This is a genomic window from Gillisia xinjiangensis (assembly GCF_046298265.1).
Classification (GTDB): Bacteria; Bacteroidota; Bacteroidia; order Flavobacteriales; family Flavobacteriaceae; genus Gillisia; species Gillisia xinjiangensis.
Window position 1 is genome coordinate 339,128 of the sequence record NZ_JBKAHK010000003.1, and the last position, 14,388, is coordinate 353,515.

13 protein-coding genes and 1 tRNA gene are annotated in these 14,388 nt (G+C 38.4%); 5 read left to right on the plus strand and 9 right to left on the minus strand.

The window, feature by feature from the left end:
- The 4 genes from ACKGJN_RS06520 to ACKGJN_RS06535 all read left to right on the plus strand — a co-directional run bounded on the left by ACKGJN_RS06520 (position 1) and on the right by ACKGJN_RS06535 (position 3,269).
- Positions 1-174: a type II toxin-antitoxin system antitoxin gene (locus tag ACKGJN_RS06520; RefSeq protein WP_409538651.1), complete on the plus strand. Its 174-nt coding sequence runs from the start codon at positions 1-3 to the stop codon at positions 172-174.
- Complete coding sequence (locus ACKGJN_RS06525) at positions 174-983, plus strand: HAD family hydrolase (RefSeq protein ID WP_409538652.1); 810 nt, start codon at positions 174-176, stop codon at positions 981-983. Before ACKGJN_RS06520 ends, ACKGJN_RS06525 begins: the two co-directional genes overlap by 1 nt.
- Positions 984-1,219: 236 nt before the next feature.
- Positions 1,220-2,485, plus strand: a complete 1,266-nt coding sequence (locus ACKGJN_RS06530; protein WP_409538653.1) for a DUF819 family protein — start codon at positions 1,220-1,222, stop codon at positions 2,483-2,485.
- A 52-nt stretch (positions 2,486-2,537) separates the two neighbouring features.
- A complete protein-coding gene (locus ACKGJN_RS06535) occupies positions 2,538-3,269 on the plus strand; it encodes a DUF4369 domain-containing protein (protein WP_409538654.1) in 732 nt (243 codons plus the stop codon).
- Between the two features lie 595 nt (positions 3,270-3,864).
- On the opposite strand, the gene ACKGJN_RS06540 is transcribed toward ACKGJN_RS06535, so the two are convergent.
- The 6 genes from ACKGJN_RS06540 to idi form a co-directional block, all read right to left on the minus strand.
- Positions 3,865-3,938: transfer RNA gene (locus ACKGJN_RS06540), tRNA-Thr, on the minus strand.
- 9 nt (positions 3,939-3,947) lie between these two features.
- Entirely contained in the window at positions 3,948-4,214 is a 267-nt protein-coding gene (locus ACKGJN_RS06545) for a hypothetical protein (RefSeq protein WP_409538655.1), read from the minus strand.
- A gap of 46 nt (positions 4,215-4,260) precedes the next feature.
- Positions 4,261-5,238: a type I phosphomannose isomerase catalytic subunit gene (locus ACKGJN_RS06550; protein WP_409538656.1), complete on the minus strand. Its 978-nt coding sequence runs from the start codon at positions 5,236-5,238 to the stop codon at positions 4,261-4,263.
- The gene (locus tag ACKGJN_RS06555) at positions 5,225-5,692 is read right to left on the minus strand and encodes a peroxiredoxin (RefSeq protein ID WP_409538854.1); all 468 of its coding nucleotides are present in this window, start codon (positions 5,690-5,692) and stop codon (positions 5,225-5,227) included. The genes ACKGJN_RS06550 and ACKGJN_RS06555 overlap by 14 nt, the downstream gene beginning before the upstream one ends.
- 106 nt (positions 5,693-5,798) lie before the next feature.
- The gene (locus ACKGJN_RS06560) at positions 5,799-6,206 is read right to left on the minus strand and encodes a 6-pyruvoyl trahydropterin synthase family protein (RefSeq protein WP_409538657.1); all 408 of its coding nucleotides are present in this window, start codon (positions 6,204-6,206) and stop codon (positions 5,799-5,801) included.
- Entirely contained in the window at positions 6,203-6,721 is a 519-nt protein-coding gene (gene idi, locus ACKGJN_RS06565) for an isopentenyl-diphosphate Delta-isomerase (RefSeq protein ID WP_409538658.1), read from the minus strand. The genes ACKGJN_RS06560 and idi overlap by 4 nt, the downstream gene beginning before the upstream one ends.
- A 283-nt stretch (positions 6,722-7,004) precedes the next feature.
- On the opposite strand from idi, the gene ACKGJN_RS06570 reads away from it, so the two are divergent.
- Positions 7,005-8,591 (plus strand): peptide chain release factor 3, encoded by a 1,587-nt coding sequence (locus tag ACKGJN_RS06570; RefSeq protein ID WP_409538659.1) that lies wholly within the window; start codon positions 7,005-7,007, stop codon positions 8,589-8,591.
- A gap of 388 nt (positions 8,592-8,979) precedes the next feature.
- Here the strand turns inward: ACKGJN_RS06570 and ACKGJN_RS06575 are convergent, their stop codons facing one another.
- The 3 genes from ACKGJN_RS06575 to rpoC all read right to left on the minus strand — a co-directional run bounded on the left by ACKGJN_RS06575 (position 8,980) and on the right by rpoC (position 14,337).
- Positions 8,980-9,441 (minus strand): GNAT family N-acetyltransferase, encoded by a 462-nt coding sequence (locus ACKGJN_RS06575; protein ID WP_409538660.1) that lies wholly within the window; start codon positions 9,439-9,441, stop codon positions 8,980-8,982.
- Positions 9,442-9,508: 67 nt separating this feature from the next.
- On the minus strand, positions 9,509-9,823 hold the full coding sequence (locus ACKGJN_RS06580; protein ID WP_409538661.1) for a DUF3467 domain-containing protein: 315 nt from the start codon (positions 9,821-9,823) through the stop codon (positions 9,509-9,511).
- Positions 9,824-10,035: 212 nt separating this feature from the next.
- On the minus strand, positions 10,036-14,337 hold the full coding sequence (rpoC, locus tag ACKGJN_RS06585) for a DNA-directed RNA polymerase subunit beta' (RefSeq protein WP_409538662.1): 4,302 nt from the start codon (positions 14,335-14,337) through the stop codon (positions 10,036-10,038).
- Between the last annotated feature and the right edge of the window lie 51 nt (positions 14,338-14,388).

Sequence of the window (14,388 nt, forward strand, 5' to 3'; positions counted from 1 at the left end):
ATGAGTAAAAAGAAAGCATTTGCCCTAAGGTTGGACGAAGATTTGCTCAAAGCCGTTGAGAAATGGGCTTCTGACGAATTTCGTAGTACCAACGGGCAGATAGAGTACATGCTTTCTAATGCACTTAAAGATGCTAAACGGCATCCAAAAAAACAAAAAACAGAAGAAGAATAATGGATTACAAAATAGTTTTTTCAGATATAGATGGAACCTTATTAAATGAACAAAGAGAACTTTCTGAAACGACCATTCTGGAAATAAAAAAACTGAAAGACAAAGTTCCCTTTATACTAATTTCAGCCAGAATGCCGGCGGCGATGAAACATCTTCAGAAGGAATTGGAGATTGAAACGCTTCCAATTATAAGCTATAATGGTGGCTTGGTGATTGTTGAAAATAAAGTGGTTAGCTCTACCGAGATTTCTTTGGAAATAATTGAAGACTTAAGTACCATGAATGCCAAATTGAACTGTCATTTAAGCCTGTACCATAAAGATGAATGGTATGTGCCGGAAATGGATCAATGGGCGCTTAGGGAAGAGAACAATACGAAAGTTACCCCACAGATTAAATCAAACTCCGAGGTAATCCAAAAATGGCGATCAGAAAATAAAGGTGCCCATAAAATTATGGCGATGGGAGATGAAACCCACATAGACCAAATTCGGGATTATTTAACCCGAAAATATCCAAATGAACTTCATCTTTATCGTTCTAAGAATACCTATCTGGAAATCGCCAATAAAAAAATCTCAAAATTTACGGCTATAGAATTCCTTTTAAAACAGCATTACAGCATTTCTGCCGAAGAAGCCATCGCAATTGGAGACAATTACAATGATGTAGAAATGCTTAGAAATATAGGATATGGAATTGCTGTAGGAAATGCGCGCCCGGAAGCCCTTGAAGCATCGAATTTTATCGCCGAAAAAAGCATTGAAGATGGTGTGGCCAAAAGCTTAATGAAAATTTTTGGATATTAAGTATTCCAAAAAATAGATCAATAATTCCGAATATAAAATCAAGTTCAAACTTGACGAATGGGCATCGCAGCTTTAAAGCCAATACCAGGATTATTAGTCTAACTGGCTTGAAATTCACCTAAAACCACCCCCCTAAATAACCTTGCAGATTTTTATTTAAACATGCTCTTGAAATATCCTGAAACAGGAGGATTCAGTAATAAAAATTGTATTTTGGCGCCCAAAGAAATCGATTTATGGAAAACACCCCTCTGTTCACCAATGATGCCATCGTTTTAGGAATTTTGATGATCGCACTGGGATTTGTATTTTACACCTCCTCTCAAAAAGAAGGCTTCTGGAAAAAATTCTACTCGGTTGTTCCTGCTCTTTTAATGTGTTATTTGATACCGGCAATTTTCAACTCTCTTGGAATCATCGACGATGATACCTCCCAACTATATTTTATTGCCAGCAGGTATCTCCTGCCGGCTTCCCTGGTTTTAATGACTCTGAGTATTGATCTAAAAGCAATATTTAATTTAGGCCCTAAAGCGCTTATAATGTTCTTCACAGGAACCATTGGGATTATAATTGGTGGTCCGCTGGCCATTTTGTTAATTTCCGCGGTATCACCGGAAACAGTTGGTGGGGTAGGTCCGGATGCGGTTTGGCGTGGGCTTTCTACCCTTGCGGGAAGCTGGATTGGGGGCGGTGCCAACCAGGCAGCGATGCTGGAGATCTATGAATACAACCCCGATCTATATGGAGGAATGGTTTTAGTGGATATTGTGGTGGCAAATCTCTGGATGGCTTTAATTCTTTTTGGAATTGGAAGAAATGAACGCATTGATAAATGGCTGGGTGCAGATGATTCTGCAATTACAAATCTAAAGACCAGAGTTGCCTCTTACGCCGAAAGTGTTACCCGAACCCCTTCTCTTCCCGATTTCATGATCATGCTGGCAATCGCTTTTGGTGCGGTAGGAATCGCCCATTGGGGCGCAGATGGAATAGCGAACTACTTAACTTCCAATTTTGAAGTATTCAATGATAAAAAAAGCACCTTAGCCAGCTTTGCATCCACATTTTTCTGGATGATTTCCATTGCAACAGCAATAGGAATTATACTTTCCTTTACAAGACTAAAGAGTTATGAAGGTGCCGGGGCAAGCAAAATTGGAAGTGTTTTTATCTACATCCTCGTTGCCACAATAGGGATGAAAATGGATCTTACAATGGTTTTTGACAATCCGGGGCTTATCGCTATTGGTGTGGTGTGGATGGCTATTCACGCCGGACTTTTAATCCTGATAGCAAAATTGATCAAGGCTCCTTATTTTTTCCTTGCAGTGGGAAGTCAGGCCAATGTTGGTGGTGCAGCCAGCGCCCCGGTTGTAGCAGCAGCTTTTCACCCATCCCTTGCCACGGTTGGAGTTCTGCTTGCTGTTTTTGGTTATGTAGTAGGAACCTACGGTGCAATATTGTGCACAATTTTAATGCAATTGGCAGCCGCGGGTTAGTAAAGGTTGAAAATTTATATGATATTTGCGCCCGTTAAATCAACAGAAATTCATGAAAAAAGTTAGTTTTTTATTTTTATTGTTTATCAGTATTGTGGCTTGTTCCAAAAAGGAAAGCAACCTCCTTGTGAAAGGAAATATAGAAGGACTTAAAAAAGGAACCCTCTATCTTCAAAAAATTGATGACACCATTTTGTTGAATGTAGATTCCGTAGAAATATCCGGAGATGCAAATTTTATCCTGGAAGATTATATAGATAGTCCACAGATTATGTACCTAACCCTGGATAAAGTAGATAATGAAGATTATGAGGACCGGATTGAGTTTTTTGCCGAAGAAGGCGAGATTACAATAAATACTACCCTTAAAAATTTTCAAATCGATGCCAAAGTAACCGGCTCTGCAAATCAGGAAAAATTGCAGGATTACAGGGCAATAATAAAGAAGTTTAACGACCGGAACCTGGAGCTTATCCAGCAAAATTTTGAAGCCCAGCGCGATGAAAACGAGGAATTGCTTTTGGATGTGAACAAGGAATATGACCAATTATTGAAAAGGAAATATTTATATACTGTCAATTTCGCTATTACGAACAAGGACCTGGAAATAGCTCCTTACCTTGCATTAGCAGAGGTTTTCGATGCGAATATTAAATACCTGGACACCATCTATAACTCTATGACGCCACCGGTTAAAAAATCCAAATACGGGAAAGAACTGAAAGAATTTTTAAAAGAGCGAAGAAAGATCGAAAAGCTGGAAGAAAAAGTAGAAGATCAGTAAGGTCCGGCAAAAGAATCAAGATCGTTCCGCCTTTGGCGTAACTGCAAGAACAAAGAACCAAGACTTGATTTTAATGGTTATGTATTATGGAAAGTTCTTTTTTTGGTAAAAAAATTTAACTACAGAAAGCTCAAGAAAAATCCGCTCAAAGAAAAGAGAACTGAAAACGCGCGGGGAAAGAGAATTTCTCTGTGACCTTTGTGTAAACCTTTGCGACCTTTGCGGTTAAAGAAGGCACCTTACTACAATTTCTTAAAGCAGATCCATTTTAATTAACTGAAAAACATTTAGTTATGATTTCTAATTTTCATTATCGGTATGATTGAAAAATTCAGAAAAGCAGGGTTTGTTTATTAAAACCCCATTGAATTGTTTAAGGAATGGTTGATTTCAGCTTTCACAAAAATATTTACAGGATAACAATGATCCTATATATAAAACCCGGTAATTGATTTTACCGGGTTTTTTAGTTTCTAATATTAGCATAAAGCATTTCACGCATTTGACAAGGGAGGACTTCGCATAGGACTCACTTCTTATCACTCACTTTAATTCAACAAAAAAGCTCCTCCAAATGGAGAAGCTTTTTAAAAAGAGCCGATAGAGGGACTCGAACCCACGACCTGCTGATTACAAATCAGCTGCTCTAGCCAGCTGAGCTACATCGGCCTTTATTTTCTACAATTCGTTAACCTTGGCCACCAATTTATTTGCCTTAGTCTCCAATTCTTTTTCAATTGACTTAAAATGTTGTGATTTATTCTCAACATCTTTTGCATTGATCTTTTTTATCAAATCATCAAATTCTGCAATTGCTTCATCAATGATCGCTTCAGATTTTTTGTTATCTGTCTTTGGATTTGCTATTTGGTGGATGTATGCTGCCTCAATGATATCTCCCATCACATAATTCACATCGCGCTTTAACAATCTTTTACTTGCCATTCTTTCTTAAATTTAGGCTGCGAATTTAATCTATTTTTCAATATAATTATAGACTTACCTCTAAAATTTTTGAATTTCCTCCTTCTATTGTTATTTCATCGATCTCTGCAGGTATCAAAATGCTTTCACCCTGCTTTAATTCTTCGCTGTTATCACCACTTTTCACAAAGGCTTTTCCTTCTACGCCCATAAGGATCACAAAAGAATCCAGGGAGGAATAATCCTTTTTCACCAGGCTTTCCAGCTGAATAATATTTGTTTTAAAATATTTTGTCGTGATAATTTCTGAAGATTGGTCCGGCTTTAGATCATACTTTATTCTAAAATCTTTATTCGCGGAAAGGTCGATTGCTTCCAAAGCCAGATCGGTATGAAGTTCTCTTTTTTCTCCGGAATTGGAAGTGCGGTCCCAGTCGTAAATACGATAGGTAATATCTGAAGTTTGCTGGATCTCTGCCAATACCACTCCGGCTCCAATGGCGTGTACCAGGCCGGTATTTATCATAAAAGCGTCCCCAACCTTTACCCGCTCACTGTTTAAAGCAGTTAGCAATTTATTGTGTTCTACAAGGCTGGTATATTCCTGTTTTGTTATAACATCCTTAAAACCTAAAATCAATTCCGCATCTTTATCGGCCTGCATGATATACCACATCTCAGTTTTTCCGAAGGAATTGTGCCTTTTTTGCGCGATCTCATCGTTGGGATGCAATTGCACCGAAAGATTTTCGGAAGCATCAATGAATTTTATTAGCAAAGGAAATTTTGTGCCGAACCGATTAAATACATTCTTTCCAACAAGCCTGGAATTATATTCTTCCAGCAACCATTTTAGGGATTTTCCTTTAAATTCCCCGTTGGAAACAATCGAGCCGCTTCCTTCAACATCTGAAATTTCCCAACTCTCTCCGGTCTTATCTGATGGGCTATTCTTATTAAAAAGTTGTTTTAATTTTTTTCCACCCCAGACTTTCTCCTTTAAAATTGGATCAAACTTCAATAAATACAGGTTATGCTTCTTCATCTTTTAATATATTCAACTTTTCAAGTGCTTTCTCCGTATGTCCGGAGGCAAACATATTATTAAAACGCATTCTCAAAACACCCTTTTTATCGAATATAAAAGTTTCCCTTCCCGGCAAAAGCCCCAGTAGGGAAGATTGCACACCAAAAGCCTTTCTCGCTTCTTTGTTCTTATCTGAAAGAAAAATAAAGGGCAAATTAAATTTAGTAACAAATTTAGAATGTGAAACTTCAGAATCTGCACTTATGGCGATAACTTCTGCTCCAAGATCTTTAAAATCCTGATAACTGTCACGAAACTCGCAAGCCTCCTTAGTACATTCCGAAGTGAAATTCTTCGGATAAAAATAGATCACCGTTGCTTTTTCTCCTTTAAAACTATTCGTATTAAAGGGCCTTTTATCCTTATCCTTCAATATTACAGATGGAACTGTGTCTCCTCTTTTCATATGCAGATTTTCATTATTTTTTAAAGGTCTCCCGATAGCTATCGGGAGTAATTCGCATACCTTCATCCGTGTTTGTATCGAGTTTCAGCTATGCTCATTTCAAACCCATAAACTATCCATTAAAAGTTACAAAATTTCTTGGTGTTTCATACAATGTAACTGAAAGTTCCAGGTCGATTTTTAATTTAGGTTTCAATTTATTCCAAATTACAACCGCGATATTTTCTGCAGTAGGATTAAGATACTGAAATTCCTCCACCTCGACATTTAAGTTTTTGTGATCAAAAGCTGTTTCCACTTCAGAATAGATCAAATCCTTCAACACCTTCATATCCATTACAAATCCGGTTTCAGGATCAATGGTACCGGTAACAGAAACCGTTAACTCGTAATTATGGCCGTGGAAATTAGGATTGCTGCATTTTCCAAAAACAGCCAGGTTTTTGGCGTCGTCCCAGTCTTTTCTAAATAAGCGGTGCGCTGCATTAAAATGAGCCTTCCTATGTACGGTTACCTTCATCGTTGTATTGTTTGGTAGTATTTGTCGAAAATTATTTTAAACCATTCGGTATAAATTCCAGGATTGGTTTGCATATCCTGTGCAACACCTTCCAGGCTCATCCACTTCCAGCTTGCCGCTTCCTCCGGATTTAAATCAGGAATATCATTGTATTTTCCAACGAGAATATGATCGAACTCATGCTCGGTCAATCCATTATCAAAAGGGGCTTTATAAATAAAGGAAATAGTGTCATCAAGTTGAGTAGTAAATCCCATTTCCTCCTGAAGACGGCGTTTTCCGGCCTCTACATTTGTCTCCCCTTCACGTTGATGACTGCAGCAGGTGTTGGTCCACAACCCCGGGGAATGGTACTTATCCATTGCCCGCTGCTGAAGCATTAATTCGTTTTTATCATTGAAAACAAATACCGAAAAGGCCCGGTGTAAAAGGCCTTTTTGATGTGCTTCCATTTTGGGCATCAAACCTATTGGCTCGTCTTTCTGGTTCACCAAAATCACTTTTTCTTCCTGCATTCTCTTTTTTTAATTCAAAAATACAAAATAGGGAAGCCAAATCATAAGAAAATAAAGAGGTAGCAGTCTAAAAGCAGGTAGAAATTATTAAAAGCCTCGGGGAATTAAACCCTCTTTGAGGGATTAAAAGCTATTCCAAATTCTATTCAAATTTATGCATCAAAAATTTTTATCTTTGCACACTTAAATAGGCATTCTGGATGAGTATAAAGGGAAATTAAAAAACTTCTGCTGAAATCAAATCGAAATACACAATACCTATAAAAGCACTAAGAATCCACTTATGAAATTTACCGACGAGATCAAACGAAGGAGAACCTTTGGAATTATATCACACCCCGATGCAGGAAAAACTACGTTAACCGAAAAACTACTCCTTTTTGGGGGCGCAATTCACGAGGCAGGCGCTGTTAAATCCAATAAGATCAAAAAAGGCGCTACCAGTGACTTTATGGAAATTGAACGTCAAAGAGGTATCTCTGTGGCTACTTCGGTGTTGGCATTTGAATATAAAGGAACAAAAATAAATATTCTCGATACTCCGGGACATAAGGATTTTGCTGAAGACACCTTTAGAACCCTTACCGCAGTAGATAGTGTTATTGTAGTGATTGACGTTGCAAAAGGGGTTGAAGAACAAACAGAAAAGCTTGTAGAAGTTTGTAGAATGCGGAATATTCCAATGATCGTATTTATAAATAAAATGGACCGGGAAGGAAAAGACGCCTTTGAATTGCTGGATGAAATTGAACAAAAACTAAATTTGACCGTTACCCCTTTAAGTTTTCCTATTGGAATGGGTTATGATTTTAAAGGGATCTATAACATCTGGGAACAAAACGTGAATCTTTTTACCGGAGATCCAAAAAAAGACATTGAAGACACTATAGAGATCAGCGACCTGAGTTCTCCGGAACTTGATAAATTGATAGGTGAGAAATCTGCAGATGATTTAAGGGAAGAACTTGAACTTGTTAAGGGGGTTTATCCAAGATTCAACAAAGAAGCTTACCTGGAGGGGAACCTTCAGCCTGTATTTTTCGGATCGGCTTTAAACAATTTCGGGGTTCGGGAATTACTGGACTGTTTTGTAGCCATCGCTCCTACTCCGAGGCCTAAAGATAGTGACAGTAGAAATGTAAAGCCAGATGAAAAGGAATTTTCGGGATTTGTTTTTAAGATCCATGCCAATATGGATCCTAAACACCGGGACAGACTCGCTTTTATAAAGGTAGTATCCGGAACCTTTGAACGAAACAAGAATTATTACCACGTACGGCTAGGTAAAAATCTTAAATTTTCAAGTCCGAATGCTTTTTTTGCTGAAAAAAAAGAAATTGTGGATATTTCCTATCCCGGCGACATTGTAGGGTTACACGATACCGGGAATTTTAAGATTGGTGATACTTTAACTGAAGGAGAAATCCTCAATTACAAAGGAGTACCAAGCTTCTCTCCCGAACATTTCAGGTATATCAACAATGCCGATCCAATGAAAACCAAGCAACTTGATAAAGGTGTAGATCAATTGATGGATGAAGGGGTTGCACAGTTATTCACCCTGGAACTCAACAACAGAAAGGTAATTGGAACCGTAGGAGCTTTACAGTTTGAGGTTATACAGTATCGATTGGAACACGAATACGGAGCAAAGTGTACCTATGAAAACCTGAATGTCCACAAAGCAACCTGGGTGGAGGCCAAAGACATAAAAAGCGAAGAGTTTAAGGAATTTAAACGAGTAAAAGCAAAATACCTGGCGCACGATAAACGTGGCCAACTGGTTTTCTTTGCCGATTCCCAGTTTTCACTTCAAATGACTCAACAAAAATACCCGAACATTAAGTTTCACTTTACATCAGAATTTTAAGAAATCAGAAAAACGGAGAAATTTGAAATTGAAGTTCTTCTTACTTTAATTTCTTTGGTTATGTTTTAGAACATTATGGATGATTTTATAAATCTCAATTAAAAAATGCCGTTTTGCTTCCTATCTTTTTAACCACTAAGCACACCAAGAAAAAAAAACGCCGAGGGCGCATAGAAAAAAAATGATGACTGAAAATAAATCAACCAGTTAAATATTGAATTGGAAATTAGAAAGGTGCTATTTGACAGAAGTACCGAATGGAATGGCAAAACTCTGTGATCTTTGCGGCCACTTTGTGCCCTTTGCGCCCTTTGTTTGAAGTAAGAACCTTTCAACAATTTCCTATATCAAAACCATTTCTTAATGGTTCCCGAAAAAAATAAGTTTTTTATTCCGAAGGAATGAGGGCTTTTTCAAAGCACAGGCTTTCTTCCATTCCTGCGTATTGGCCATAATTAGGAATTATTTTGTACCCATTCTTTTTATAGAGTTTGATAGCATCCGACTGTCTTATTCCCGTTTCCAGAATACACTTCTTAAAAGAAAGTTTTGCCGCCCACAATTCCAGTTCGTTTAAGATTAAAGAAGCTAATCCCTTTCCTCTGCTTTCAGGCATTACGAACATACGCTTTACCTCTGCAATACCCAACTCATATTCTTTGATAGCCCCGCAACCCACGGGCAGGTCATCCTGGTATAGAATAATAAAATTTTTGATCCTGTCCAGTTTATTGAACTGGTCATAAAAAGCATGATCATCACCATCGGTCACTGCAAGTTCCTCATCAAGCTGTTTTACCAATAAGGGAAGATCGGGATCTTCAGAATTTGTTCTTTTTAATAGTATCACTTTCTTCTATGCCAGTGCAATTATTATTCAATACAAAACCCAAAGCTTTCACTCCGGGTTTGTCATTTTATGCCTGGCCGGTAGGGCCAAAATTAAGAGGAATTGGAGGTTGCTCGTAATCCTTTATCTCACCGTGGGCTTTTTCAAACCTATGCACATTATCGCCCAATGCCTTCAAAAGCCTTTTAGCGTGTTGCGGAGTTAAGATTATTCTGGATTTCACTTTACTTTTAGGAGTTCCCGGCATAATACTCACAAAATCTACCACAAATTCTGAAACCGAATGGTTGATAATTGCAAGATTGGAATAGGTTCCTTCTGCAACCTTCTCGTCAAGCTCTATGTTGATTTGCCCCTTTTTGGGTTTTTTATCTTCGCTCATTTATTTTTTAATTTTTGTCCCTGCATTGGGTTTAATTCTTCGATGCCATCCCTTTTTGACAGGATTTCATCGAAATTTCTAATATTTCTTTCTATGAAACACCTCTGGAGCCTGCTCCAAAAAAATGATCATTTAAAAGTACAAAAAAATCCCGTCCCATTTAATAGGGACGGGATTAAAACTATTTCAATAACCGGTAAACCGGAATCTCGTTAATTGTAATTAACTTCTTGTTTTCTTTCTTTCATTTCCTCGAAATCCTCTTTAGAACCAACGATAATATTGTCATATTCACGCATTCCGGTTCCTGCAGGAATCTTATGTCCAACAATCACATTTTCTTTAAGACCTTCAAGATCATCAATTTTTCCGCTTACAGCGGCTTCATTAAGAACCTTTGTAGTTTCCTGGAAGGACGCTGCAGAGATAAAGGATTTAGTTTGTAGCGAAGCTCTTGTAATACCCTGAAGTATTGGCGTAGCCGTTGCAGAAATCGCTTCTCTTGCCGTTGCAAGTTCTTTATCTTCCCTTCGTAAGGAAGAATTCTCATCTCTCAACTCACGGATACTAACAATTTGTCCCGGTTTAAGATTTGAAGAATCTCCGGCGCTTTCAACTACCTTCATTCCAAAAATATTATCATTTTCTTCGATAAAGTCAGCTTTATGGATCAATTGATTTTCAAGGAAAATAGTATCTCCCGGATCTACAATACGAACCTTACGCATCATTTGACGAACAACAACTTCAAAGTGCTTATCATTGATTTTCACACCCTGTAATCTATAAACCTCCTGAACCTCATTCACAAGATACTGTTGTACCGCGTTTGGTCCTTTGATGCTCAAGATATCTTCTGGCGTTATAGAACCATCAGATAATGGCATTCCGGCGCGTATATAATCGTTTTCCTGAACAAGGATCTGGTTTGAAAGTTTTACAAGATACTTTTTAACTTCTCCTAATTTAGATTCAACGATGATCTCACGGTTTCCTCTTTTGATCTTTCCGAAGGAAATAACACCGTCAATCTCACTTACTACAGCAGGATTTGATGGGTTACGCGCTTCAAACAATTCAGTTACCCGAGGCAAACCTCCAGTAATATCACCTGCTTTAGATGATCTACGTGGGATCTTCACCAAAATTTTACCAACCTTGATCTTCTCGTCTTTGTCTACCATAAGGTGAGCTCCAACGGGAAGGTTATAAGATCGAATCACTTCGTCTTTTTTACCAAGGATCAATAAAGTAGGGATTACCTTCTTGTTCTTGGATTCAGAAATAACTTTTTCCTGGAATCCTGTTTGCTCATCTATTTCTACCTGGTACGTAATACCCTGATCAATATTTTCATATTTGATCTTACCGGCAAATTCTGAAATAATCACACCGTTATAAGGATCCCACTGGCAGATGATATCATCACGTTTAACAGTATCCCCATCGTTGATAAAGATTTGCGAACCGTATGGAATGTTACTGGTAGTCATTACCACTCCCGATTTCTTATCTTTAATCTTCAATTCTGAAGTTCTTGAGATCACAATATCGGTTATAGTTCCATCCGGTCCTTCTCCTTTAACCACTTTAAGATCTTCAATCTCTGCAACACCACCAACTTTGGCGATTAATTTATTTTCTTCGGAAACGTTTCCTGCAATACCACCTACGTGGAAGGTACGAAGTGTAAGCTGAGTCCCCGGTTCCCCGATTGACTGCGCTGCAACAACTCCTACTGCTTCCCCACGTTGCACCAGCTTATCTGTTGCAAGGTTACGGCCATAACATTTCACACAAATACCCTTTTTAGCTTCGCAGGTAAGTGCAGATCGCACTTCTACGCTTTCAATAGGGGCGTTTTCAATTTTAGTGACAACTGCTTCCAGAATCTCCTCTCCAGATTTAACCAATAACTCTTCAGTTATAGGATTGTAAACATCATTTAGTGAAATTCGTCCTAAAATACGTTCTCCAAGAGATTCAACGATCTCATCATTCTTTTTAAGCGGAGATACTTCCACACCACGTAATGTTCCACAGTCTTCCTGGTTTACAATTACATCCTGAGAAACATCTACCAACCTACGGGTTAAGTACCCGGCATCAGCAGTTTTTAGTGCGGTATCGGCAAGACCTTTACGAGCACCGTGCGTAGAGATAAAGTATTCAAGAATTGAAAGACCTTCCTTAAAGTTGGAAAGGATTGGGTTTTCAATAATTTCACCTCCTCCGGTACTGGATTTTTTAGGCTTGGCCATCAATCCACGCATTCCGGTTAACTGACGGATTTGTTCTTTGGAACCACGCGCACCGGAATCAAGCATCATATACACAGAGTTGAATCCCTGGTTATCCTCACGAATACGCTTCATAGCCAATTCGGTTAGACCGGCATTGGTAGAAGTCCAGATATCAATAACCTGGTTGTAACGTTCGTTGTTGGTGATAAGACCCATGTTATAGTTTCCTATAATTCCTTCAACCTGTTCATTGGCATCAGCAATCATAGCTCCTTTTTCTTCAGGGATAATAATATCACCTAAACTAAAGGACAGTCCACCGGTATAAGCAAATTTGTAACCCAGATCCTTTATGTTATCAAGGAACGCAGCAGTTTCTGCAACACTGGTTGCTTTTAATACTTGTCCAATAATATCACGAAGCGATTTTTTGGTCAATACTTCATTTATAAAACCAGCTTGCTCCGGAACACTTTCGTTAAATAAAACTCTTCCAACAGTGGTTTCAATAATTTGATTTACCAGTTCACCTTCCGCATTGAAATCTTTCGCTCTAATCTTAATTACCGCATTTAGGGCAACTTGCTTTTCATTATAAGCGATTACAACCTCTTCTGCAGAATAAAAAGTAAGGCCTTCACCTTTAATTTTTATATCTCCTTCAGAAACCCTTGGTTTGGTCATATAATAAAGACCAAGCACCATATCCTGAGATGGAACCGTGATTGGGGAACCATTTGCAGGGTTTAGAATATTATGAGAACCTAACATTAACAACTGAGCTTCCAGAATTGCCTCTGGCCCAAGTGGCAAGTGAACAGCCATTTGATCCCCATCGAAATCGGCGTTGAATGCAGTACACGCAAGTGGGTGTAACTGGATTGCCTTCCCTTCAATAAGTTTTGGCTGAAATGCCTGAATCCCTAAACGGTGAAGGGTTGGAGCTCTGTTAAGCAATACAGGATGTCCTTTAAGAACATTCTCTAAAATATCCCATACTACCGGTTCTTTTTTGTCTATTATCTTTTTTGCCGATTTTACTGTTTTCACAATCCCTCTTTCAATCAGTTTCCTGATTACAAAAGGTTTGTAAAGCTCGGCTGCCATATCTTTTGGGATACCACATTCGAACATTTTCAATTCCGGTCCTACAACAATTACCGAACGTGCTGAATAATCCACACGTTTTCCAAGCAGGTTTTGACGGAAACGCCCTTGTTTTCCTTTTAAGGAATCGGAAAGGGATTTCAACGGTCTGTTGGAATCGGTTTTAACAGCAGATGATTTTCTTGTGTTATCAAAAAGTGAATCTACTGATTCCTGAAGCATACGTTTTTCATTACGCAAAATCACTTCCGGAGCTTTTATTTCTACCAATCTTTTTAAACGGTTGTTACGAATAATTACCCTTCTGTAAAGATCATTTAAATCGGAAGTTGCGAAACGTCCACCATCCAATGGCACCAAAGGTCTAAGTTCCGGCGGAATGATTGGAATTACTTTCATAATCATCCATTCAGGTCGGTTCTCACGGTTTTTGTTGGAATCGCGAAGTGCTTCAACTACCTGTAATCTTTTTAAAGCTTCGGTTTTACGTTGTTTGGAAGTTTCGTGGTTTGCTTTGTGTCTTAAATCGTAAGAAAGTTGATTAAGATCTATTCTTTTTAAAAGTTCGATAAGACATTCGGCACCCATCTTTGCGATGAACTTATTTGGATCGCTATCTTCCAGGTATAGGTTTTCCTGCGGAAGCGTATCAAGGATATCAAGATATTCCTCTTCAGTTAAGAAGTCCAATCTTTTAAGTTGTTCTCCTTCTGCATTTTTTGCAATACCCGCCTGTATTACTACATAACGTTCATAATAGATAATCATGTCCAGTTTCTTGGACGGAAGACCTAATAAATACCCAATTTTATTAGGTAAAGAACGGAAATACCAGATATGTGCAACCGGAACTACCAAATTGATATGCCCCACACGGTCACGACGCACCTTTTTCTCGGTAACCTCTACCCCACAACGATCACATACAATTCCCTTGTAACGAATTCTTTTATATTTACCACAGGCACATTCGTAATCCTTTACAGGACCAAAAATACGCTCACAGAATAAACCGTCACGCTCTGGTTTGTGTGTACGGTAGTTAATAGTTTCAGGTTTAAGCACTTCCCCACGAGACTCTGCCAAAATGGACTCGGGTGAAGCTAAACCTATAGAGATCTTGTTAAATCTCTTTTCTGTAGTATGTTCATTATTTCTAGCCATAATAAGTGCTGCTATATAATTATTGTGAAAATCCTGCTTTTTAAAGTTGGG